The organism is Sulfitobacter faviae, assembly GCF_029870955.1.
Taxonomy (GTDB): Bacteria; Pseudomonadota; Alphaproteobacteria; order Rhodobacterales; family Rhodobacteraceae; genus Sulfitobacter; species Sulfitobacter faviae.
This window is the reverse complement of the sequence record NZ_PGFQ01000005.1, coordinates 163,553-184,809: the sequence shown is the minus strand read 5'-3', so window position 1 is coordinate 184,809 and position 21,257 is coordinate 163,553. Positions and strand designations below refer to the sequence as shown.

Sequence of the window (21,257 nt, the reverse complement as noted above, 5' to 3'; positions counted from 1 at the left end):
GACGATCAGATCCTCTCTTTCAGATCGGCGAGGATCTCTTCGGCGGGCGTGCCATAGGGCCAGGAATCCGCGAAGCCTGCCTGCGTGTCGAAAAGGAAAAGGTGTGACGTGTGACCCATCGTGTATCCACCCGGCGCAGTAGCCTCCTCGATCCGCTCAAAGAAAATTGGGAAAGTCTCGGATGTTGCGGCGATCTGCTCCGGCGTGCCGGTCAGCCCGATGATTCCTGCGTCGAACATGGGCACGTACTCTGCTAAAGCCGTCGGCGTATCTCGCTCGGGATCGATCGTTATGAAAATCGGCTGAACCATTGCCGCCTCATCGCCCAAGCCCTCCATCACGGCCGCGACTTCGGACAGTGTTGTCGGACAGACGTCGGGGCAATTGGTGAAGCCGAAGAAGACCAACATCCAGCGACCTTTGAAATCTTCCTCCGTTTGGACCATCCCGCGATGATCGGTCAGTTCGAAATCAGCAAAAAACGGTGGTTCACTCTCTGTGCGGGCAAGGTCGGCACGGTAGTCCACCCACAGCAACAGCCAGATGAGAACGAACGCCGCCACGCCCGCCAACACCTTCGATACCTTCTGAAAACCTGGAAGCCTCACACCGCTACGCCCGAACTTGATTCTATATTTTGGAGGTGTCTACAACTTCTAGCAGCTGTAGGTTCAAGCGCGATTGTCGCTAATTGGCTGGCAATCACGGACCTGTGAGGAGGTGGTGAATCTTGTGATGTCTGCCACTTAAAGCTACACCCTCTGTAGCTAATGTGGAGGGCCTGAAATGTTGACCATTGGGACGCTTGCAAAAAAGACCGGTACAAAAGTGCAGACAGTCCGGTATTATGAGCAGATCGGGCTCATGCCAGAACCCGGCAGAACTGAAGGCGGCCAGCGACGATATGGTGATGCCGAGCTTGACCGCCTGTCGTTCGTCCGGCACGCGCGGCAACTGGGGTTCTCGTTGGATGCGATCCGCGAACTGCTCGACCTCAGCGATCACCCGGGAAAATCTTGCGCGGAGGCCGATGCGATTGCCCGCCGGCAGCTTAAGCAAGTTGAGCATCGACTGGCTCGCCTGGAGGCGCTGCGCACGGAATTGAAACGTATGGTGCATGAGTGCAGTGGCGGGCAGACCGCTGACTGCCGTGTGTTAGAGGTGTTGAGAGACCACTCCGAATGCCTGACAAACCATGAAGAGATCGGCGGCTAAGATGCCCGTTGCGTTTGTCTATCCGATCGCGGCGCTCTTGCCGCGCCGCGTGGGGTGTGACCGCTCTTCGCGTCAAAGAGACAGACACTGTTGTTCAACTTGCATGATCTCGATGTCGCTGCGCGCGCTCTTCATGATGCAGAGGGCAAGACCCCGGCCTTCGACCGCGTGCTCAAGGCCAAGGCCAACTTGTCGCGCATGTGGTACGCGGACTGACTGAAAAGAATCGGGCAGCCGTGTCTGGTCGGTCTGGGCACGGCTCTGAGTTCGCGCGCATCTTTGGCGACGAAGTCATCTTGTGCAGACTGGGATCCCATCTTCCAGTCCCGGAAAATCGCCGCAGGTTCCGATCTCCGTTGCTGAACGCTAAAAGCTGACTTGTCGCGGCTGGCCTCTGGGCGATACGACGGGCGACAAACATTGGCGCAGACAAGGGACGTATTGAATGTTCGAAATCTCCGGTGTCGGGATCATTGAAGAGGTTGCCGGTTGGGTTCGTATTTGTGCTCTATCGTATTGCGCCGCTCTGCCGGGTGTCGAATTCGCTTGAACCTATAGCAGCTAGAGGAACTATGTTGCACAAAGGTTGGAAAGACCGACTACCTGCGCCTCTCGAAGCCGCGTAACGCGAACGCCTCTCGTTCAAAAGGAATACCGCATGTTTTTTCATCGGCCCGCGTGTGACGGATCAGCCAGTTAATCTGATCGCATGGCGACAGGTGCAAGTCAGGACCCGCCGATATTGGATGAGACGGAGATGTAGAAAGATTGTGTATGCTGCACATTGCAGGACATCAACCTCCCCAGACCACTTTGCCATCGCCGTCCCAAAGGTGGCTCATTCTATCTGTCTCAATCGTAGTCGCTCTTACCGCAACGTCGCTTCGCGCCCACACCGACGGCGCACCTCTAGAGCCCCATGACTTCTGGACAACCTGGTCTCTACCGCCTTCCGTCATTTTGCCTTTAGCAAGTGTCGTGGCATTGTACTCACGGGGCGTTCTTCTTGCATGGACGAAGGCCGGCCTAGGCCGCGGCGTCCGAACTTGGCAGACGGGTTCGTTCTGCATAGGCATACTGGCCCTGATTGCAGCCTTAGTGTGGCCTCTCGATGCGTTGGGCGAAAGTCTCTTCGCTGCTCACATGGGCCAGCACATCGTCTTGATGGGGCTGGCAGCGCCATTCCTTGTGCTGGGCCATCCTGTTCCGACTATGATGCGCACGTTGCCAAGGACATGGCAAAGGGGGCTCGCGTCACTCGCCTCATCTGAGGCCTGGCGAACGGGATGGAACTGGCTCACCGCAACCAGCATCGCATCCCTTCAGCAACTGGTCGTGTTTATCTTATGGCACGCGCCACCAGCGATTGCCGTTTCCCTGGAAAACGACCTCGTGCATTCGATCATGCACGGCTCGATCTTTGCTTCTGCATTAGTCTTCTGGACAGCGATAACACGCAAGCACAGTAGCGGACCGGGCGCCGGCGTTCTGGGACTGCTGATTACCTTTAAGTTCTCACTGATCACCGGAGCCTTGCTCGCTTTCGCTCCAGAAGCGTTCTATACGAGCTACGGTATCCGCTCCATGGCTTGGGGCTTGTCGCCGCTCGAAGACCAGCAGCTGGCCGGACTGCTGATGATGACGGTCGGTTCCATGATGTACGTCGTGGCGACAGTCATTCTAGTGGGCGTCTGGCTGGGGGTATCGGAAAAAACCGGAATGACGCCAAACGGATTCGGCTCGAAGGCCACGCGCAAGGGTCCCACTTGATGAAGAAATTTCGAACGAGCAGAACATTTCCAGCGATCTTCGCACTTTCCGCTTGCGAAGGTCCTCAATCTGCGTTCGACGCGGCCGGTGCTGAGGCTGCGCGGGTTCTCACACTTTTTTGGGTAATGCTTATTGGCGCCGTGGCGATCTGGGCTGTCGTTGTCGCCATCGGTTACTACGCTACAAAGACGCGGCCCGGACAACACAGCGAAAAAGCCGGCCTACGGCTCATCATCTGGGGAGGATGCGTCTTTCCGACCGTCGTGCTGGCGATGCTGCTGTTCTGGGGGCTCAGGATGATGCCTGATCTGCGCCCCCCGGTGACGGCCCTACCATCGCCGTCTCGGGTGAACGATTCTGGTGGCGCGTCGCCTACGGCGTCGAGGGCGAACCCGGCGTGGTGCGCAACCTCCCGATAGGCGGGGTCCCTAGCGCCAACGAGATCTGGATCCCGCTGGGGAAACGTACGGAAATTCTCCTCGGCAGCCCGGACGTTATCCATTCGTTTTGGGTGCCGCCGCTTGCGGGCAAGATGGACGCGATACCCGGACGGGTGAATCGGCTCATCCTCGAACCGACAGAAGTCGGCGTCTTCAACGGTGCTTGTGCGGAGTTCTGTGGTACGGCTCACGCGCAAATGGGTTTTCGTGTGGTCGTGGTGCCTGAAACCGAATTCACGGAGTATGTGAGGGCGCAGGCCCAGCCTGCAGCAGTGCCCGAGAGCGAGGGCCTCGATCTATTCATTCGGAACGGATGTGCAGCCTGCCATGCGATCCGGGGCACACCGCCCGACGGGGTAGTAGGGCCCGACCTTACGCACCTCGCCAGCCGACGTACGATTGGAGCTGGCATTGTTCCAACCACTGTCGAGAATATCGCCGACTTCGTTGCCTCGCCGGACCATTTCAAGCCAGGCATCGAGATGCCGGCCTTTGGCATGCTGCCGAAAGACGAGATCGCTCAAATTGCTGCTTGGCTAGGGAGTCTGGAATGACCGAACGCGAGAACACCGCAGCAGATGGACCGGATCAGGAGGACGAGGAGGTTCGTCGCGGCCAGGAGGAGCGGCTCCGCAAGGTCTGGGCTGCACCAAAAGGTTGGCGCTACTGGTCGGCGGTGAACAACACTGAGGTCGGTATCTGGTACACGGCTGCGGCATTCGGGTTCATGTTATTCGCTGGAGTATTGGCGCTGACAATGCGGGTGCAGCTCGCGGTGCCAGAGAACGACTTTCTCACGGCAACCTTCTACAATCAGGTTTATACCCTTCACGGCACGGTGATGATGTTTCTTTTCGCCGTTCCGATCTTCGAGGCAGTGGCCATAATTCTGCTTCCTGAAATGCTTGGCGCTCGTGATTTGCCCTTTCCTCGCCTGTCGGCATTCGGATTCTGGTGTTTCATGATCGGCGGCGTGTTCGTCGCAGGATCCATTTTCTTCGATGCCGCGCCGAACGCAGGCTGGTTCATGTACCCGCCACTCACTACGGACGAGCGGTACACGCCGGGCTATGGCCCGGACATCTGGCTGCTGGGTCTGTCGTTCATCGAGATTGCCTCGCTTGCCGCGGCGGTTGAATTGATCGTGGGAACGCTGAAATGCCGCCCGCCCGGCATGCGGCTAAACCTGATGCCGCTCTACGCCTGGTACGTACTCGTCGTTGCCGGTATGATCCTCTTCGCTTTCCCGCCACTGATCGCAGGTGACATCCTTTTTGAGCTCGAGCGGATGTTCGATTGGCCATTTTTCGACCCTAGCCGCGGCGGCGATCCTGTCCTCTGGCAGCACCTGTTTTGGATCTTCGGCCATCCGGAGGTCTACATTGTCTTTCTCCCGGCAATCGCGCTGGTTGCGATGATCGTGCCGACCTTCGCCCAGCGTCCGATCCTCGGCTATTCGTGGATCGTGCTCGCGGCCGTGGGCACCGGTTTCATCTCCTTCGGGCTCTGGGTGCACCACATGTACACCACGGGCCTCCCTGCGATCTCGCTCGGTTTCTTCTCAGCCGCCTCAGAGGCAGTTGCGATTCCGACCGGTGTGCAGATTTTTGTGTTTTTGGCAACGCTCCTGACCGGCCGCGTGATCTTTTCCGTTCCGATGCTCTTTGTCGCGGGAGCGCTCGCCACCTTTGTCATCGGTGGGTTGACTGGCGTCATGGTGGCGTTGGCGCCTTTTGATTGGCAGGCCCACGACACCTACTTCGTGGTTGCTCACCTGCACTATGTGCTGATCGGGGGATGCTGTTCCCCTTGATGGCCGGAGTTTACTATTACTGGCCGATCATCGGCGCGCGGAAGCTATCGGATCGGCTGGGCCGGATCGCGTTCTGGCTGATGTTCGTGGGCTTCAATGTCGCATTCTTGCCGATGCACTGGGCTGGACTAATGGGAATGCCACGCCGCGTCTGGACCTACCCGGAGGCACTTGGCGTTGGCATATCAAATCTGGTCTCCTCGGTCGGCGCCTTCGTGTTCGCCTCCGGTGTGTTGGTGATCGTCTGGGACGTGATTCGGCCCCGCAGCAGGGAGCCATACGCCAAGCGAAATCCGTGGACCGCCGGCACGCTGGAGTGGCTGGCAAGAATGCCCTCAGAGAGTTGGGGTGTGCGCTCGGTGCCGATAATCTCTTCTCGCTATCCCCTCTGGGAACAGCCGAACTTCGTCGACGATGTCGACAAGGGCCGGTTCTACCTGCCCGACGCCGAGGAGATGAAGCGCGAGACTTTGGTCACAACAGTTCTCGACGGCAAACCATTGCATTGCCTACGCGTACCTGGCCCCAGCTTCATGCCGATGATCGCAGCCATCATGACCGGCGCAGTGTTCATCTTCGCCACGTTCCACTGGTGGACCCTCACCATTACCGCGATGGTCCTGTCCATCGCGTCTATTATTATTTGGCTCTGGCGCGGCACCGCCCAGATTCCTGAGAAAGCCGAAAAGGATGTCGGCCTCGGCCTGAAACTGCCACTCTACAAGTCGGGTCCGGATTCGATTGGCTGGTGGGCGATGTTTATCACCATGACGGGCGACGCCACGGCCTTCGTCGGCCTGATCTTCGGATACTTCTACTTCTTCACTATCCATGCCGATTTTCCACCACCGACAGCGGTCGGACCTGGTGTGTTCTGGCCAAGCATCGCACTCCTGCTGTTCGCGAGCGCTTGGACGGCAGCCCTCTTCGCACGGATATTGAACCGCGCTGGACGGGTCGGACCGGCACGTGGCCTAATGGCTGCCGGCAGCGTGGCCTCGCTCGCTGCCAGCGCGACACTGCTTTGGGGACCGTTCACCAACGGCCTCGACCCGTCCGCCCACGTCTATCCGGCGACTGTTTGGGTGTTAGCAATCTGGACAGCCGTCCACGGTGGGGTGGGCGGCCTGATGCTCGGCTACTGCTTGGCTCGTTCCTATGCCGACCGGATGACCCCCGAATACGATATCGATATCTCGAACGTGGCGCTATATTGGCATTTTGCCGGAGGTACCGCTCTGGTCACTGTGGCGACGCTCGCGTATTTTCCGATGTTGATGTGAGATCGGCCATGCAGATATTTGGCAGAACAAAGGACAATCTTTGGACACTGATCGCAGCACCAGTGATTTGGGGAATTCACTTTCTCTTCAGCTACTTTCTCGCAGCCTTTCGGTGTGCCCCAAATGCCGATATTTTCGAATCGATCGGAAGCACACGCGTTGCTATCGGTTTCGTGACGCTCGTCTCGCTTTGCCTGATTGCACTCGTAATTCGCCGCGCATGGCACGAATGGCTAACCGGAGGCGGGGGTTTCCGGAATGACCAAGACACGCCGGAAGGGCGTGAAAGCTTTCTCGAATTCTCCACGCTGCTTTTGGCCGGACTTTCATTCGCTGCGGTAGTCTTCGAAACCATGCCCATTCTGGTCATTGGAGACTGTAGATGAACTGCAGACCTTATCGCTCATTATCGCACAGTTGGGATGCAGCTTCATGCGGCTAAAGCTCGTTCTGACCTGGAAATGGATGGCCGGAATCGTTGGCCTCGGCATCGCGGGGCGCTCCTGATCAGTTGGTCGGGACTGGTTTCGATCGCCGCCTCATCCGGCCACTGGAGCGTGACGCGCTGGTTTCTCGGCTGGACAATGGAGAATGCGGTCGAGAGCCAGTCGTTGCTTGTCTCAAAGCCGGAGGGTCTCGACCTCGATGACCCCACATTGGTTCTTCGCTCGGCCGCCCACTATGCGACGGCCTGCTCCATATGTCACGGCGCCCCAGGTGTCCCGCAATCTCCAGTAGTTCAGGCGATGACTCCGAGCCCGCCTCGTCTCGAGGAAAAAGTCTCTGAATGGAGCGACGAGGAGTTGTTCTGGATCGTCAAGTACGGGATAAAGTATTCGGGCATGCCTGCTTGGCCAACGCAAGATCGCGACGATGAGGTCTGGGCACAGGTCGCCTTCTTGCGGGCACTTCCCGGCATGACGCTAGGCCAGTACGCCGAGTTGGCCTTGCGCGGTGAGCCGACGGGCATTGATTTCGCGCAAGGCGCCGAATCCGCCGCTGCACCAGACGGCGTTGTTGAAAACGCGCTCGCGGATTGTGCCCTTTGCCACGGACGCGATGGCTTGGGTCAAGTAGACGAAGAGGCGGAGAACGCATTTCCTGCCATCGCCGGTCAGCCCGCGCCGTATCTATATGCCACGCTGCGCGCGTTCGCACTCGGAAAGCGACGAAGCGGCTTCATGGAGCTCCCCGCGAGCCGCTATGAACCGAAGGTGCTTGAAGCGCTTGCGCGCTATTTCTCGGAGCAACCGAATCCGGCTCTGGCAACAGTCACAGGTTCCGGAGCGGAGTTTCGAAGCGCAACCACTGACCTTCCCACCGATAGCAATGCCGTGGACAGCCCTCTCGTTGCCAGAAGTCCAGAACCATTCGTACCGCCGTTGTCCTCCTGGCAGGACGAAGCCGGAATCCTGGAAAGAGAAGATGATGTTTCTAATCCCATGACCCCGACAGCAGCGCCCGCGGGTCTCGTCACTCCAAGGGAAGGATTGCTCGAATTTGGAAGACGCATCGCTGTCGAGGGAGTCAGACCGTTAAAAATTCCTGCCTGCCAAAGCTGCCACGGCCGGTTAGCGCGGGGAAATAACCCCTATTACCCCTATCTTGAGGGCCAGCCCGAATGGTATCTTTCGGAGCAACTCAGCCTTTGGCAACAGAGGAAGCGGGGCGGCACTGTATATTCACACATTATGTCCGAAATCGTGCAAAACATGAGCGATAATCAAATTGCAGCAGTTGCCGCCTGGTACGCTGAACAACCTCACGTGCGCAGGCGCAAGTAAAGTGGCCGGAGCGCTCCAAAGACCCTTAGGGTGCGACAGCGTCAGTAGTTCGCAAGTCCAATGGAATAGGTACAGATGTCACGGTCTTGCAATGCCAGCTTCCGTTTCGTGACAACACATCAAAAGGCGGAGCCTGAACCGTCGTTGCGGAACGGCGACATCGCCTAGATGCAGATTGGGAACCAAATAACCGCTTGCGCGTTCTTGTTGAACTGAAATTAGTATTTTTGGACTTCGCGAATGGTACAGCGGCAGGACGCATCGGAAAGAAGCACACTCTGGATCGTCCTGGGTCTCAACATCGGGCTGGCAGTCGCTTTCTTCGCATCGGGTGCATTCGGCGATTCAAGTGCGCTTATCGCCAATGGCCTCGACAACCTGTCGGACAGTTTCGTCTACGCGATTAGCCTCCTTGCGCTGTCCCGTTCCGCTAAGTGGAAACGCGGAGCGGCGAATGTTTCGGGCGGCCTACTGATCCTCTTCGCCCTTGGCATCCTTTATGACGCCTGGCGCCGCTACGTCGACGGATCGGATCCTCTTGGCACAATCATGATTGTCATGGCGCTGATAGCGGCGGCCATCAACGCGCTTTGCGTCTGGCTGTTGGCGCGGATTCGCGATCCGGACGTAAACATCCGAGCGGCGAATACGTTCAGCTGGAACGACTTCGCGGCTAATCTCGGAATCGTCGTCGGAGGCGGGGTCGTGGCCTGGCTCGGAACTAACTGGCCGGACCTTGTCGTGGGCGTGATCGTCGCCGGTATCGCGGCCTGGGGTGGAGTCGGAATCCTGAGAGACGCACATGGTGAACACCACAAGGCGGTGCACGATGACGGTAAGGCAAGTGAGGACATCGCCTGAAATCGGGGCTTGAAGCTACAGTGACCGTAGCAACTACATTTCCTTGGAAGCGATCCGACGAGAAACCAGCACTCCAAGTATTGAAAAATCCAAATTGTGGCTGCTGCACCGCTTGCGCGGAAACTCGCTGCTCAGCGCAATGAAAGGAACTTGAACACCCGTCTTTCGGTTTCCACGCTAGTAACCAAAACAAGGAGTAAGATCATGCAAGTTCACGAAATCATGACCAGCAATCCAACATGTTGTAGTACCGACACTACGATTCAGGAGGCCGCAAAGCTGATGGATGAAAAGTCGGTCGGCGCGATTCCCGTGATCAATGACGCCGGTGAGCCGGTCGGCATCATTACGGACCGCGACATCTGCTGTGGTGCCGTCGCAGAGGGAAAGGCAGCCGACACGCCGGTTTCTGACGTCATGTCGGATGACCTCCTGACAGTCTCACCTGATGAGGACGTTAAAAGCTGTTGCAGCAAGATGGAAGAAAAACAGGTGCGCCGCAGCGTGGTTACAGACGAAAGCGGCAAATGCTGTGGGATCGTGGCTCAAGCGGACGTGGCACGGGAAGCCGACGGCGCGGAAACAGCCGAATTGGTGCAGGAAGTGTCGCAGCCAGAGAAGAGTTCTGGCTGCTGCTGACCCAATGGCGCATGGGATCCCGAGTGACCGAACTTGTTGCGAATAAGTCCGGTCTGGCTGCACATGTTGAAAGGAAGTCAAAACGCGGCGCTTGACCGCGTTTTGATCTGCCGAACAGATAGGAAATTGCCTGATGGCCCACGATCACGCCCATATCGACCCCGAGTCCGGCGACCGTCGAGTCTCCATCTCCATCTGGGCCAACGGTCTTCTGACCGTCGCGCAGATTGTCGGCGGCATCCTATCCGGCAGCCTCGCACTGATCGCGGATGCTCTGCACAATTTCTCGGATATGGCATCGTTGGTGATCGCCTTTGCCGCTCGGAAAATCGCGCGGCGGCCTGCGGACGCGCGCATGACCTTCGGCTATGGGCGGATAGAAATTGTCGCAGCGCTCATCAACTACACGACCCTTATCCTGATCGGCTTCTACCTGATCTACGAGGGTGGCATGCGCATGATCGACCCGCCCGAGGTACAGGGTTGGACGGTGGTGATCCTAGGCGGTGTGGCACTAGTCGTCGACACGTTGACGGCGGTGCTCACCTATTCGATGCAGAAGGGCAGTGCGAACATCCGTGCGCTCTTCCTGCACAACCTATCGGACGCTTTGGCCTCTGTCGCGGTCATCATCGGCGGCTCGCTTATCCTACTCTACGACATGCGATGGGTTGACCCGGCGATCACCATCGGCATCGCTCTCTACATCCTTTACCTCGCCTTCACCGAGATCGGCGGTCCGATTCGGACGCTGATGCTCGGCAGTCCGCCGGACATCGATAATGAAGCCGTCGTTGAGGCGATGCGGCGTGTGGATGGCGTGGCGGAAGTTCATCACGTGCATCTGTGGCAGATGCAGGAGCACGAAGCGGCTTTGGACTGCCACGTCGTGCTGACAGCGGACGGCTGGCGTCAAATCGAAAAAATCAAGACGGCAATCAAGGACCGTCTGAAGGACGATTTTAGCATCGGTCATTCGAGTTTGGAATTTGAGCACGAAGACCGAGCCCATGAGAACGCCGACCTTTACGGTCACGGCAAGCCGGAAGAAGACGAGAAAAACCATGTTAACCAAGACACTGGCTGATCATGACGAGATGATTGCCCTTGTCGGCGAAGGCAAGCTGAGCGAAAGCGATCTGAAACGGATGCACGTCCTGCTTCAGCAGCGTCTGCAAGAGACAAGCAAGCTAGGGCCGAGACCTCAATCTCACGAGGTTCGAAGCCGGCGCATAGTCGCGTTTGGCTCTGTGAATCTGGCCTACTAGGTCAGATAAGAAGATGGTTCCGCGGAGAGGGGTGAGCTTAGCCGGAGCCAATCAATCGGCAAGCTGGATCGTGATCTAGTCCTCCCGCTTCTAAGAACGATTAAGAGGAGGAAGACCTTAAATGGACCCAAAGTTTTCGAAATCCGACGCTACGTGGGGATATATCCTTTCCGCCCAAGGTAGGCCGTCCGCCAAACGACAGCGACAAGAAATTTCGCTGCATGGGGTAATTGAACAGGTTAGGTGTGACCAGTTTGAAGGGCAAACTACGCGTCCTCGAAAGCATCTCATCCAACGAGAGCAACTGCTGCTGTCGGTAAATCAAGGGATAAGGTCGTTGTGACGGTACCAGAATGCTTGGGATTGTCAGAACGTGACGTGAACTGGTTCTTGACAGAACTCGCCATTCGCGGCGTGCTTCTGTTGGTCCATTCCGGAACGATTGTTGTTGATCCGGGTGGATCGACAAGGGACTTAGCTGCTGCAGCTGGCCGATTTCACAGCAAACTGCGGGCATGACACTGGAACGCGGAGAAACCGCTCAACAGCAATTTCCGCCAGCTTGAGATCCCTCCAGTCGGCGGAGGGTCCAGAATAAGCGCTAAATATTCAGTGCAATAAAAGATACTTATGGACATCACTGATCAAACGCTGCTGCTTGCATTTGGCCTCGGCTTGCTCGGTTTTGTCGAACCCTGCACAATCGGTGCCCATATGCTGTTTCTGGGAAGTCAGAGGACCCGACCGATGGGTCAGCGGCTCAGCGCAGCGTTAATCTTTCTTTTGGCAAGGCTCGCCGTCATGGGCGGGTTTGGCGGTATGATCGTTGTGCTTGGTCAGCGCCTTATCGGGTTGCAGACAGGCGCATGGCTCATTTTCGGTGCGATCTATCTTGGCCTTGGGGTAACGATCCTTGCGGGTTGGGACAAACCAATGCGTCACCGCATCGGGGTCGCGCCGGATCGCTGGAAAATGGCCTCAAGCCCGATGCTTCAAGGGCTGGCGTTCGGACTGAACATACCAGCTTGTGCTGCGCCGATCCTTTTTGGACTTATGGGCACGGCAACAGCGATTGGATCAGCCAGTATGGGTTTTTTTGATGATGGCAGTCTTCGCTCTTGCGCTGTCGCTCCCGTTGATCCCGCTCTCCGTTATCCCTGGTCTTGCACGCCCCCTCGACCGGGTTGCCGTATGGCTGCGGCCTCGACGCTGGTTGCTGGGCGTGATCTTTGTTGGCCTCGGTATCTGGTCGATATGGTTTGGATTGTTTGTTGAGCCTGTGGATTGGAGTGGGACATGACCCCCCGCCGCCGCTTCTGGCATGTGGCAGGCGCAGGCACTGCATTCCAGGCTGGTTCGGCTGCGGTGGACAGTGGAACAGTCATGTCTGCGCTGGTCTTTCAGTTGACAGGCAGCACTATCGCCGCAGGCGCAGTTTCCACAATTCTGCGGCTCGGTTGGCTTCTGCCCCAACTTTTCGTCGGCTATCTCGCCGGTCGCGGTGCGTCCTCAATGCCATTCTACATCGTGGGCGCGTTCGGAAGGACCGCTGCTATTGCTCTGCTCGCAATCGTTCTGTGGACCGGCGCGGTCGCTGGTTGGAGTGATGCCGCGCTTGGTGCTGCGACCCTTGGGCTTTGGGTTCTCTACGCTTTCCTTAGCGGGATCGTGGGCGTTCCTTACAATGACATTGTTGCGCGGTCCGTTTCGTCGGAACGCCGGAGCCGGATGCTCTCGGTCCGTTTTTTCGGCGGCGGCCTCGTAGCACTTCTTATAGCTGTGGTGGCGGACAGGCTTCTGCGAACGCTTGATTTTCCGATTTCCTATGCTGCGGTGCTTGGGATTGCAGCGCTCCTGATGTTGCTCTCGTCCCTCATTTTCACTGCAATGGGAGAGCCTGAGCAGAAAGCACCTTCAAAAGCGGCCACAAGCTTCATGGCCTATTTGCGCGAAGGTGTAATGACGTTCCGGGACGATCCGGTGTTCCGCCGTTTCGTCTTTGCGCAATGGTGCGGAGGCGCTGTTCTCATAGCCGCTCTGTGGCTGATTTAGCGTTTTAGGCAGAAATTTTTGGGGTAAACGGGACCCCTTACGCCTTCATCGCTGCGATCATTGCTGGAATGCCCATGATGTTCATGACGCGGGTCATATTGTAGGCGTGGACATGCAGCGCCATCTCGGTGGCGACGTTTTTTAGCCGCCGCATTTTGAAGTGGGTGGCCCCCATCCATAATTTGATCGTGCCGTAGGGATGCTCAACGGTCATACTGCGAACAGCCAGTTGGGTTGGGTCTCCATCCAGCCGTTCCTGGACCCGCTCAAGCACACCCTCTTTCTCCCATCGACGCACGCGCCGCTCTTTTGAGGTCGTGCATTTGTCTTTGATGACACAGTCGGCGCAGGCTCTCGACCAATACGATCTAATGGCTTTGCCGTCTTGCTGGCCGGTAAATCTGTACGTTAGGTTCTCACCCGCCGGGCAGATATACACATCCTTTTCGCTGTCATAGGCGAAGTCAGCCTTGTCAAACTGACCGCGTGCAGCGGCGTTTGATGTCATGGGTTTGGGAACGACAACTGAGATACCCGCGTCTTCGCTCGCAACGATTTCCTCGCTTTTATAGTAACCCTTGTCTGCGATTGCTGTGAGCTGACCTGTCGTCATGACATCTTTTGCTGCCGCAGCCATCATCGACAAGGCATCCCGGTCAAACCCAAGCATTGTTACCTCGTGCGCGACGATCAGATGATGATCTGCTTCAACGACCGTTTGGACATTGTAGCCAACAATACGCGGCATGCGTGCTGTGGTCGCCATCGAGCGCGCATCAGGATCACTCAACGAGACCTGCGTCTCGCCCGTCTGATCCATGCGCTGCTCGATTGATCTGTAGCGCACCGCCTCCTTTTGCAGGTGGTCCAGCTTTCTCAAAGTGCGTTCCATGCGGGCCTCTGGCAGCACCGTGCCGGTTTGCTCCAACACTTCATCCGCACGATCCAACTCACCCAAATAGCGCTCAATTGCCTTGTCAATCTTGCCCAGCTTCTGGCGCAGCTTACCACGTGTGTAGTTCTTGGCTTTGGCATTCACAGCCTTGAATCGGCTGCCATCAATCGCAACCACATCCCCATCGAGCAAGTTCATGTTGCGGCATAGCGCGACAAACTGCTGGCACACCTTCCGGATCGCGGAACCGTTATCTTTCCGAAAGTCGGCAATCGTCTTGAAGTCCGGCTTTAACCGACCCGTCAGCCAGATGAGCTCCAGGTTGCGGCCACACTCGCGCTCCAACCGTCGCGACGACTGCGCTTGATTAAGGTATCCGTAGAGATAAATCCGCAGCATCAACCCCGGGTGATAACCCGGCCGACCCGTGGCAGCAGCCTGCGTGTTGAAGCCAAGCGTCGCCAAATCAAGCAGGTCTGCAAAGGCATCAATCGCACGAACAGGGCTGTTCTCATCAACATAATCGTCCAGACATTAGGGCAGCAACATCGTCTGCTGACGGTTTTGACCCTCGATAAACTGCGTCATCATCAACCTCCGTACCGAATAGGGAAATTATACCATCAGTCCGCTCAAAATGGGGGAGTTTTCACACAGCCTCTCCGCTTAGCGGACCAACACAATATGCGGACACCCCCAAATAGAAGGCGGGCTCGAAAGCCCGCCTTCTGCGTTACTTGATGTGAAATCTTATTCCCAGCCGACCGAGTTGAAGATCTTCTGCGCGGTGCCGATGTTCTCGGCCACGTCCGACAGGTTCACTTCATCGGCTTTGAACTCACCCAACTGCTTGACGCTGTCGGCCAGTTCCACGCCTTCCACGGTGGGGAATTCATCGTTGCCCGCCGAGAAATAGACCTGCGCCTGATCAGAGGCGAGATACTCAAGGAATTTCACCGCGTTCTCACGGTTCGGGGCGTTCTTGGCCACGCCGCCGCCCGAGAGGTTCATATGCGTGCCGTTGCCTTCTTGGTCCGGCCAGATCAGGCCGATCTTGCCGATATCGGCGCTCACGCCGTCGACGTCGGTGCGGATCGCGCGGGCGAAGTAGTAGCTGTTGGACACAGCGATGTCGCACTCACCCGAAACGATGCCGCGCAGCTGGTCGGTGTCGCCGCCTTGGGGTGCGCGCGCCATGTTGTCGACCACGCCCTGTGCCCAGTCGGTCGCGGCTTCTTCGCCCTCATGGGTCACGATGGAGGCCAGCAGCGTCTGGTTGTAGGTGTTGGTCGAGGACCGGATGCAGACCTGACCTTTGTAGGCCGGATCGGCGAGGTCCATGTAGGTCGCTGGCGGATTGTCCATCGTCTCTTTGTTGTAGAAGATGATCCGCGCGCGTTGGGACAGACCGAACCACTGGTTGTCGTCGTCCTGCAGGTTGCCGGGGATGCGCTCTTCGAGCGTGTCGCTCTCGACCGCTTGCAGCAGGTCCATGTCTTTGGCGCGCTTGAGGCGGCTGGTGTCCGCGGTAAGCAGGACGTCGGCGGGGGAGTTCGCGCCTTCGGCTTCCATACGGGCCAGCAGTTCGTCGGCTTTGCCTTCGATGCGGTTGATGGTGATGCCGGTTGCTTCGGTAAAGTCGGAGTAGAGCCGCTCATCGGTGTCATAGTGACGCGAAGAGTAGAGGTTCAACTCGCCATCGGCCAGCGCGGGTAGTGCCAGCGCCATCAGCGCGGCGGCGGCAGTCGATGTTTTGCATAAGGTCATATCAGGGTCCTGTTCCATTTGGGATAACTTGACTGAAATAGTAAGAAACAGATTTCAAACGTCACTGCAACCAATTCCGATAAAATCGGTCAGAAGGCCCGGCACCATTTCCCGACGCAGACCATCAGCCATTGAGCGCACCGAGAGGCCGGGCGATGAGGGCGGAACAAACATCTCGACTTGTCTGGCTGCGCAATAGGACACTCCGTGGCTGCCTCAAACGTAAGACTTCAAAAATTGCGTCGGAGGGCCGAGCGCTAAAGCGAAAGAAGTCACTGGGGGGTTGTCATTTCGAGGCCAGCGAAGCTGCGCATTGCTGTGACGTCATAGAGCGTGTCCTCGGCCATCGGATCGTTCAGGGCATACCGATTCTGGAGGAAGTAGATGCGCAGCATCATTTCCAACGGATTCGGTGAACGCCCGCCTTTCGATCCGGTCTTCGGATAGTGCGGTGTGATTAACCCCATCAGCCGCCCCCGGGGTACTACTGCGTCCATCTCGGACAGGGACACCTCCCGCCCGCGTTTGCTTCTTCTTCATCGCATCGCGAAGGCCGTGAAATGCAGGTTGCTTCAGCATCAGCAAGGTTCCTTGCAGGGGATGCCAAAGTTAACAAGTTCACGTTGGAAAAGGGAGGTTTTTCAGATTTCCCTCAAGATAGTTTGACTTTCGAGTAAGACTTCGAAGGTTCTACATTTTGATGCCTCTTCGGGTCTAAATTACCTGCGCTCTCCAGCATAGAAATTGCCAGAGAGGCTCAAGAAAATCGCCATATCTTGGGTCCTGCCCTTACTTTGCCTCGTCTGCGGAGTCCGCATTGATTTGGCCAAATCCGGCGGCGCCAATCGTTTCGTAGAGGTGGAGCTGGGTTTCGAGGAAGTCGATATGTCCTTCCTCATCAGAAATAAGGTCTTCGAATAGATTCTTGCTGACGTAATCGCCAACCTTCTCGCAATGCTCCCGGGCCTCAATATAAAGAGTCCGCGCATCGTGCTCCCCTGAAAGATCGGCCTCCAAGGTCTCTTTCAAGTTCTGACCAATGCGCAGCGGATCAAGCTTTTGCAGGTTTGGGTGTCCTTCCAGAAAAATGATCCGTTCGATCAGCCTGTCGGCGTGGTTCATTTCTTCAATGCTTTCCTCCCGGGACTTAGCTGCGATTTTGCCGAACCCCCAATCCTCCTGGAGCCTGTAGTGCAGCCAATACTGACTGACGGCGGTGAGTTCACTCCGCAGCGCGTTGTTGAGGTACTCTATGACTTTGGTGTCGCCCTTCATCCGCTTTCCCCTGAGTTGTAGCGCGCTGTAGGCCGCGCAGTTGCATGGGTACTTCCATAGTATCGCAACTTGCCAACGTGGCAATGAAAAGTGGCAGACAGCCGCCACAATCGGGTCGCTTCCCCAAAGCGCGGTAGACTTTGCCCGGCGTAATGAGTGTCTGAGCATCTGCGGCGCGCATCCAGTCGACAGCCGCATGGATTTCATGGTCGGTGATGCCCGTACAATGGCAAATAATCATTGGAAACCGCCATAATACGTCGCGTTAGCGGCCATATGTGCCCGGTTTGTCTCTGTTCGGTTATTCGGCCTAGGTTCAAGTTTATCTACCTGCCACCCGGCGACGCTCAGATCATTCCTTTCGCGGACGAACTTAACAGCAGATGCGGGAAGGTTGGTTTGCGCGGTGGTGGCGGGAACCGCCATGCGTGTGGGTTTCAACGGGTAGAACCTCTTTCAGTGCCTATAGCTAGTTTGTTGAACCTTGGACGTTCCTGGGAGGCCTGCGTTGCGCGCCAGGCGAAGGAAGGCTTGCCCCAGTGGCAGCGCCACCTGAACGGCGACCCATGCCGCAGCACCTGTCATCAGAGTGCTCGCAAAAAGGAGCGCGTCCTCGCGGTCCTGACTGGCGGCCGCCGCAATCATATTGGCGAAGGCGCTCTCGTCGCCCCCAAAGCACTCGCAGCCAAGGCTATGACGCATGACTGGCCTACGTGCCCCGCTAAGGAGCATCTGCATCAGAGCATCCCAGTCTTCGGCGGCTTTCTTTCCTTCACGCTCGCCCAATACAAAGGTGAAATCCCGTCCGATCATTTCTCGGTCAGCCCTGCCTTTGCACCAAGCGCGCAGATAGACGATCGCCGCCAATTCGATGGAAGGCAGTTCCTGCAAAAGGCCGATTGGAGCCGCGCCGCGCTGCGTCCCAGAGGTTGGAGCGATCTCCGGTAATTCAGAGCGCAACTTCATTTGGTCGACTTGAACTTGCTCACGCGGGTAATGCGCAGAGTGTAGACCTGACCCTCGTCCACGATCCCACCTTCCTTCAGAGCACTGACATTGTAGGCCGGTAATTGCGAGGTGTCAGCGAGGACTATTTTGTATAAGGTTTTTGGTGCAGTCATGGTGTGCCCTTGATACGATCCAGAAGATATTCCAGCGGGAGGTCGCTCGGGAAAATTCCATCCATGGCAAGTTTGACGAGTTCGCAACGATAAAGACGAGGCTCGCGGTCTTGCTTGCCAACTCTCTTAGCATGGCGAAAAGACCCGAGAATGCCGTTCGGAATACTGAATAAAAACATCAATGTGCCTCTCAGGATTTTTAGAATCAGACCTGTCTGACAGGTGCCTAGAGCACCTCTAGAGAAGCTGACTGAAAGCATCAGGTAAGTCAATTGGGGATGGCTGACTGAATTACTAAGGTATAACAGTTGCAATCGTGACAGGCTTCGAAGTATCTGCGGATGTTGTGTCCGTCCTTGACGCGGAAGCTGACGCGACAATTACACTGCTATCTGAGCTGAAAGGTGAAGCTACCGAGAACGCAAGCGCTTTGGACAATGCTCTGAGCAAGCAGGAAGAAGGCATTGCTGACCTACGCACAGAGATTGAGGCAAACGCAGAGTTGATGTCCGCACTGGAGGCCGAAGGTTATTCGGTTGACCAAGTGGTCGCCGTCAACTCCGCCAATTCTGGCGAAATTACCTTGGTGGTAGACGACAGCCAATGATGCTGGCTTATCACTTGTGGCATCAGAGGGTGTCTGCGCCACGCTGTATCATGCAGCGTGGCGTGTTCAATCTTGAGCCACAGCAGCCCGGTCACCGATCAAATACGGTGCAAGCCTGCTTTTCTTCGGCCCTGACAGCCGAATACTTGCGGGCGTCCGCAGAAGCTCCTTGAACATTTCGGGGTCCTCTACTGCATCCAACAGCAACTGCCTTGCGCTATCATTTGTCAAATTACGCAGTGCCTTCCGAGCGCGTTCTGTGAAGATGTTGGCGGTTTGGATGCTACCACCCATCGACCCGCCCCCATGCTGCCGCCATGCCGTGCTGCGGCAATCCTGACGACCATTTCGACCATCTTGTTCGCGGGGCTGTCCATGACATTGCCCACGTCTGCGGCAGGCTTCGCGTCCACCTTGGCCAATTGAACGGCGATCCGACGCAGGCGCGCGACTTCTCCGCTATTGAACACCTGAGCCATGGCAGAGTGCATTTGCTTATCCTGCATCAGGCTCTTCAGGTTTTAAAGAAAAAGCTTCAACGCGAAGGCGTTTTCCGCCAAATGAAGCTCAAGCAGCACTTCGAAAAGCCTTCTGAGAAGAAAGTTCGCCAACAGGCCGAAGCGATCCGCCGGGCTCGCAAAGCGGCGCGCAAGCGTTTGGAGCGTGAAGGCGTGATGTAGGTCTACGGAAACACATCACTCAGAAAATTGCCCTTCGGCGTGAGTTCCCATCTAAAACAAATGGCTTTTCCCGACTGGGCTCAGTAGTTGACCTGCTCGTAGCCATATTTGCCCTCGTAATCCCGCCACTCGACGAATACCGAACGGTGGCGGATGCTCGGACAATTGTCGCCCCACCTCTCCAGCCCCACATGATCTTTCGGCAAGGTTCCGATCGATGAACGCTGCCAAGAGAAGTCTCCTTGAACGCCATAAGTTCCAAGTACAACGACCGCGCTCCGCTCGCAGCCCCCTCGCTGCCTGCCTCATATTGTCGAGCGTTCCGCACATCAAAGATCCGTATCGAGCGCACGAAGTTAAACTCCGGACCGCTGATGTCGATGTCGGCGCGATTTTGACCAAGCATAATAGAAAATTCATTGCTCCTATCACCCGTTTCAACCCTTTCCGCCGGGAACACGCCTGTCGGTGGTAGGTCGACTTCCTGAGATGGGGCAACGGTGATCGTCTGGAGCAGCTGATGACGCGGTCTATCGAACAGAATGTCGAAGATACGGCCGCCATTTTCACCAGTGCCATTGAGTTCATGGGATGCTCTCATCGGACAACGCCATATCTGCAACGGAGGTTCTACTGGCCAGGGTGTTATTCTTCGAATGAATTCCGCGCGGGCGCGTGAGCATGGCACTGATGCGGGCCAACCCCCTGAAAGACAGAGGAGAATTGCGCAATCGATCGGATAGGTTTGCGCCCTAACCCGCTCGGCCGTTCCGAAGAAAGACGTGGAGCCAAGAGCGACAAGGACGACGAAACGAGTAAGAGTTTTGGGCATGAATACTCTCCTACAGTTTTGGCAGGTTGACGGTCTCTCTAGATATTTTATATTATTACGCCAATAGTATATTTTTGAAAGCCCTGCTCCGATGACTATTAAGGCCTGCTAATTTGGGTATGCTCGCCGCCACTCGAAAGCGCTTCGAGGTACTCGATCACTTTCACCGGTGTCGACGATTTTGCCTCTGCCAGCACTTCGGGATGAAGCGGCGGCTCGATAGAACCGGCAGGTACCTGCTCGTCCAGCCAGAGCACCGACAACTCAGAGGAATTCCACAGGTATACCCATCCAACCGTGCGCTCCCGATCATTTCCAGACAATCGGGCTATGGGCTCTGCTTCTTCTTTCAACAGTCTCACCGCTTTCTTCATTCCAGTTTCCAACCACCAAGCAGGATTTCGATCACGTCAGACATTCTCTGGCCCATTAGATGGCGATCGAATCACACTGCCTGTAGTTGCACTGTCGTGAGCCGCGAATTCACGATACCAAGCGAACGCCAGCGAAATAGAACGAAACGAACACCGGTACGCCCTTGATAAAGAATGGAAAATATTTTGTTCCTCCGCTGGATGACGGAAGTGACTTCAAGGAGTTGTTCAGACGGTTGAGCGCAGCGGGAGCGGGTCGGCCTATTGACAAAGATGGGATACCCTTGGGGCCGTGGACAGCCGAGCTTCTTGCCACCGCAATCACTCAGATCGAAGCCAACCGGTCCGGGATCGAACTGCGAACGGTGCAGCTTTGGTACCAAGACAACGAGAAAGGAATCAGCACCGAGAACATTCGATGGCTAGCAAGGGTGTTTGGGTGTGATGATCCGAAGGCGACCAGCGAATGGCAGACGGAACTAAGTGCGGCCCGGGCACGATTGGTAGCCAGGAGGCGAGCGCTGCGTGCGGGGTCAGACGGCCACGATGCGCATAGTCCTCCAGATACGGTTCAGAACGCG

General features: G+C 56.7%; 23 protein-coding genes and 2 pseudogenes. 13 read left to right on the top strand and 12 right to left on the bottom strand.

Annotated elements, in window-relative coordinates; translation table 11 throughout:
• Window positions 1-5: 5 nt before the first annotated feature.
• Entirely contained in the window at window positions 6-572 is a 567-nt protein-coding gene (locus CUR85_RS19705) for an SCO family protein (protein WP_067263755.1), read from the bottom strand.
• Between the two features lie 214 nt (window positions 573-786).
• Between CUR85_RS19705 and CUR85_RS19700 the strand changes: the two genes are divergently transcribed.
• From CUR85_RS19700 to CUR85_RS19650, 11 genes and pseudogenes are all read left to right on the top strand, one after another.
• The gene (locus tag CUR85_RS19700; RefSeq protein ID WP_067263750.1) at window positions 787-1,215 is read left to right on the top strand and encodes a MerR family transcriptional regulator; all 429 of its coding nucleotides are present in this window, start codon (window positions 787-789) and stop codon (window positions 1,213-1,215) included.
• Window positions 1,216-1,989: 774 nt separating this feature from the next.
• Entirely contained in the window at window positions 1,990-2,985 is a 996-nt protein-coding gene (locus CUR85_RS19695; RefSeq protein WP_067263753.1) for a cytochrome c oxidase assembly protein, read from the top strand.
• 397 nt (window positions 2,986-3,382) lie between these two features.
• Window positions 3,383-3,979 (top strand): c-type cytochrome, encoded by a 597-nt coding sequence (locus CUR85_RS19690; RefSeq protein WP_248646527.1) that lies wholly within the window; start codon window positions 3,383-3,385, stop codon window positions 3,977-3,979.
• Window positions 3,976-6,521: pseudogene (gene ctaD, locus CUR85_RS19685) on the top strand (cytochrome c oxidase subunit I). Before CUR85_RS19690 ends, ctaD begins: the two are co-directional and overlap by 4 nt.
• Before the next feature lie 8 nt (window positions 6,522-6,529).
• The gene (locus CUR85_RS19680) at window positions 6,530-6,907 is read left to right on the top strand and encodes a hypothetical protein (RefSeq protein WP_136720527.1); all 378 of its coding nucleotides are present in this window, start codon (window positions 6,530-6,532) and stop codon (window positions 6,905-6,907) included.
• Between the two features lie 36 nt (window positions 6,908-6,943).
• Complete coding sequence (locus tag CUR85_RS19675) at window positions 6,944-8,305, top strand: c-type cytochrome (protein ID WP_280323202.1); 1,362 nt, start codon at window positions 6,944-6,946, stop codon at window positions 8,303-8,305.
• A 240-nt stretch (window positions 8,306-8,545) separates the two neighbouring features.
• Window positions 8,546-9,166, top strand: coding sequence for a cation efflux transmembrane domain-containing protein (locus tag CUR85_RS19670; protein ID WP_093743705.1), 621 nt, complete (start codon window positions 8,546-8,548; stop codon window positions 9,164-9,166).
• A gap of 204 nt (window positions 9,167-9,370) precedes the next feature.
• Entirely contained in the window at window positions 9,371-9,805 is a 435-nt protein-coding gene (locus tag CUR85_RS19665; RefSeq protein WP_067631023.1) for a CBS domain-containing protein, read from the top strand.
• A gap of 133 nt (window positions 9,806-9,938) precedes the next feature.
• Window positions 9,939-10,892, top strand: a complete 954-nt coding sequence (locus CUR85_RS19660; protein ID WP_093743706.1) for a cation diffusion facilitator family transporter — start codon at window positions 9,939-9,941, stop codon at window positions 10,890-10,892.
• Between the two features lie 811 nt (window positions 10,893-11,703).
• Window positions 11,704-12,348, top strand: coding sequence for a hypothetical protein (locus CUR85_RS19655; protein ID WP_231886324.1), 645 nt, complete (start codon window positions 11,704-11,706; stop codon window positions 12,346-12,348).
• 21 nt (window positions 12,349-12,369) lie between these two features.
• The gene (locus CUR85_RS19650; protein ID WP_093743708.1) at window positions 12,370-13,125 is read left to right on the top strand and encodes a hypothetical protein; all 756 of its coding nucleotides are present in this window, start codon (window positions 12,370-12,372) and stop codon (window positions 13,123-13,125) included.
• 37 nt (window positions 13,126-13,162) lie between these two features.
• Here CUR85_RS19650 and CUR85_RS19645 read toward each other — a convergent pair whose 3' ends face one another.
• The 8 genes from CUR85_RS19645 to CUR85_RS19610 all read right to left on the bottom strand — a co-directional run bounded on the left by CUR85_RS19645 (window position 13,163) and on the right by CUR85_RS19610 (window position 18,455).
• Window positions 13,163-14,551 (bottom strand): IS1182 family transposase, encoded by a 1,389-nt coding sequence (locus CUR85_RS19645; RefSeq protein ID WP_244153715.1) that lies wholly within the window; start codon window positions 14,549-14,551, stop codon window positions 13,163-13,165.
• 219 nt (window positions 14,552-14,770) lie between these two features.
• Window positions 14,771-15,787, bottom strand: a complete 1,017-nt coding sequence (locus CUR85_RS19640) for a Fe(3+) ABC transporter substrate-binding protein (RefSeq protein ID WP_067261087.1) — start codon at window positions 15,785-15,787, stop codon at window positions 14,771-14,773.
• A gap of 272 nt (window positions 15,788-16,059) precedes the next feature.
• On the bottom strand, window positions 16,060-16,299 hold the full coding sequence (locus CUR85_RS19635) for a transposase (protein WP_485129819.1): 240 nt from the start codon (window positions 16,297-16,299) through the stop codon (window positions 16,060-16,062).
• Window positions 16,300-16,576: 277 nt separating this feature from the next.
• Window positions 16,577-17,062 (bottom strand): bacterioferritin, encoded by a 486-nt coding sequence (gene bfr, locus CUR85_RS19630; protein ID WP_067261091.1) that lies wholly within the window; start codon window positions 17,060-17,062, stop codon window positions 16,577-16,579.
• Window positions 17,010-17,303, bottom strand: coding sequence for a (2Fe-2S)-binding protein (locus CUR85_RS19625; RefSeq protein ID WP_082851923.1), 294 nt, complete (start codon window positions 17,301-17,303; stop codon window positions 17,010-17,012). The genes bfr and CUR85_RS19625 overlap by 53 nt, the downstream gene beginning before the upstream one ends.
• A 215-nt stretch (window positions 17,304-17,518) precedes the next feature.
• Window positions 17,519-18,028, bottom strand: a complete 510-nt coding sequence (locus CUR85_RS19620) for a hypothetical protein (RefSeq protein ID WP_067261093.1) — start codon at window positions 18,026-18,028, stop codon at window positions 17,519-17,521.
• On the bottom strand, window positions 18,025-18,183 hold the full coding sequence (locus CUR85_RS19615) for a hypothetical protein (protein WP_156505593.1): 159 nt from the start codon (window positions 18,181-18,183) through the stop codon (window positions 18,025-18,027). Before CUR85_RS19615 ends, CUR85_RS19620 begins: the two co-directional genes overlap by 4 nt.
• Window positions 18,180-18,455 carry a hypothetical protein gene (locus CUR85_RS19610; RefSeq protein WP_280323201.1) on the bottom strand — a complete coding sequence of 92 codons (276 nt, stop codon included), beginning with the start codon at window positions 18,453-18,455 and terminating at the stop codon, window positions 18,180-18,182. Before CUR85_RS19610 ends, CUR85_RS19615 begins: the two co-directional genes overlap by 4 nt.
• A gap of 44 nt (window positions 18,456-18,499) precedes the next feature.
• On the opposite strand from CUR85_RS19610, the gene CUR85_RS19605 reads away from it, so the two are divergent.
• Window positions 18,500-18,790: a hypothetical protein gene (locus CUR85_RS19605; RefSeq protein ID WP_093743709.1), complete on the top strand. Its 291-nt coding sequence runs from the start codon at window positions 18,500-18,502 to the stop codon at window positions 18,788-18,790.
• Between the two features lie 485 nt (window positions 18,791-19,275).
• Window positions 19,276-19,470 carry a 30S ribosomal protein S21 gene (gene rpsU, locus CUR85_RS19600; RefSeq protein ID WP_067261102.1) on the top strand — a complete coding sequence of 65 codons (195 nt, stop codon included), beginning with the start codon at window positions 19,276-19,278 and terminating at the stop codon, window positions 19,468-19,470.
• An 80-nt stretch (window positions 19,471-19,550) separates the two neighbouring features.
• On the opposite strand, the gene CUR85_RS19595 is transcribed toward rpsU, so the two are convergent.
• From CUR85_RS19595 to CUR85_RS19590, 3 genes and pseudogenes are all read right to left on the bottom strand, one after another.
• On the bottom strand, window positions 19,551-19,676 hold the full coding sequence (locus tag CUR85_RS19595; RefSeq protein ID WP_280323212.1) for a hypothetical protein: 126 nt from the start codon (window positions 19,674-19,676) through the stop codon (window positions 19,551-19,553).
• Between the two features lie 143 nt (window positions 19,677-19,819).
• A pseudogene (locus CUR85_RS20665) lies at window positions 19,820-20,302 on the bottom strand (hypothetical protein); the annotation flags it as partial.
• A gap of 98 nt (window positions 20,303-20,400) precedes the next feature.
• Window positions 20,401-20,676, bottom strand: a complete 276-nt coding sequence (locus CUR85_RS19590) for a hypothetical protein (RefSeq protein ID WP_136720524.1) — start codon at window positions 20,674-20,676, stop codon at window positions 20,401-20,403.
• Window positions 20,677-21,257 lie beyond the last annotated feature (581 nt).

Excerpts from the sequence above, each read along its gene's own strand:
- CUR85_RS19700 (WP_067263750.1), top strand. The coding sequence starts at position 787 with ATGTTGACCATTGGGACGCTTGCAAAAAAGACCGGTACAAAAGTGCAG.
- CUR85_RS19695 (WP_067263753.1), top strand. The coding sequence starts at position 1,990 with ATGCTGCACATTGCAGGACATCAACCTCCCCAGACCACTTTGCCATCG.
- CUR85_RS19680 (WP_136720527.1), top strand. The coding sequence starts at position 6,530 with ATGCAGATATTTGGCAGAACAAAGGACAATCTTTGGACACTGATCGCA.
- CUR85_RS19675 (WP_280323202.1), top strand. The coding sequence starts at position 6,944 with ATGCAGCTTCATGCGGCTAAAGCTCGTTCTGACCTGGAAATGGATGGC.
- CUR85_RS19670 (WP_093743705.1), top strand. The coding sequence starts at position 8,546 with ATGGTACAGCGGCAGGACGCATCGGAAAGAAGCACACTCTGGATCGTC.
- CUR85_RS19665 (WP_067631023.1), top strand. The coding sequence starts at position 9,371 with ATGCAAGTTCACGAAATCATGACCAGCAATCCAACATGTTGTAGTACC.
- CUR85_RS19660 (WP_093743706.1), top strand. The coding sequence starts at position 9,939 with ATGGCCCACGATCACGCCCATATCGACCCCGAGTCCGGCGACCGTCGA.
- CUR85_RS19655 (WP_231886324.1), top strand. The coding sequence starts at position 11,704 with ATGGACATCACTGATCAAACGCTGCTGCTTGCATTTGGCCTCGGCTTG.
- CUR85_RS19650 (WP_093743708.1), top strand. The coding sequence starts at position 12,370 with ATGACCCCCCGCCGCCGCTTCTGGCATGTGGCAGGCGCAGGCACTGCA.
- CUR85_RS19640 (WP_067261087.1), bottom strand. The coding sequence starts at position 15,787 with ATGACCTTATGCAAAACATCGACTGCCGCCGCCGCGCTGATGGCGCTG.
- bfr (WP_067261091.1), bottom strand. The coding sequence starts at position 17,062 with ATGAAGGGCGACACCAAAGTCATAGAGTACCTCAACAACGCGCTGCGG.
- CUR85_RS19625 (WP_082851923.1), bottom strand. The coding sequence starts at position 17,303 with ATGATTATTTGCCATTGTACGGGCATCACCGACCATGAAATCCATGCG.
- CUR85_RS19620 (WP_067261093.1), bottom strand. The coding sequence starts at position 18,028 with ATGAAGTTGCGCTCTGAATTACCGGAGATCGCTCCAACCTCTGGGACG.
- CUR85_RS19615 (WP_156505593.1), bottom strand. The coding sequence starts at position 18,183 with ATGACTGCACCAAAAACCTTATACAAAATAGTCCTCGCTGACACCTCG.
- CUR85_RS19590 (WP_136720524.1), bottom strand. The coding sequence starts at position 20,676 with ATGAAGAAAGCGGTGAGACTGTTGAAAGAAGAAGCAGAGCCCATAGCC.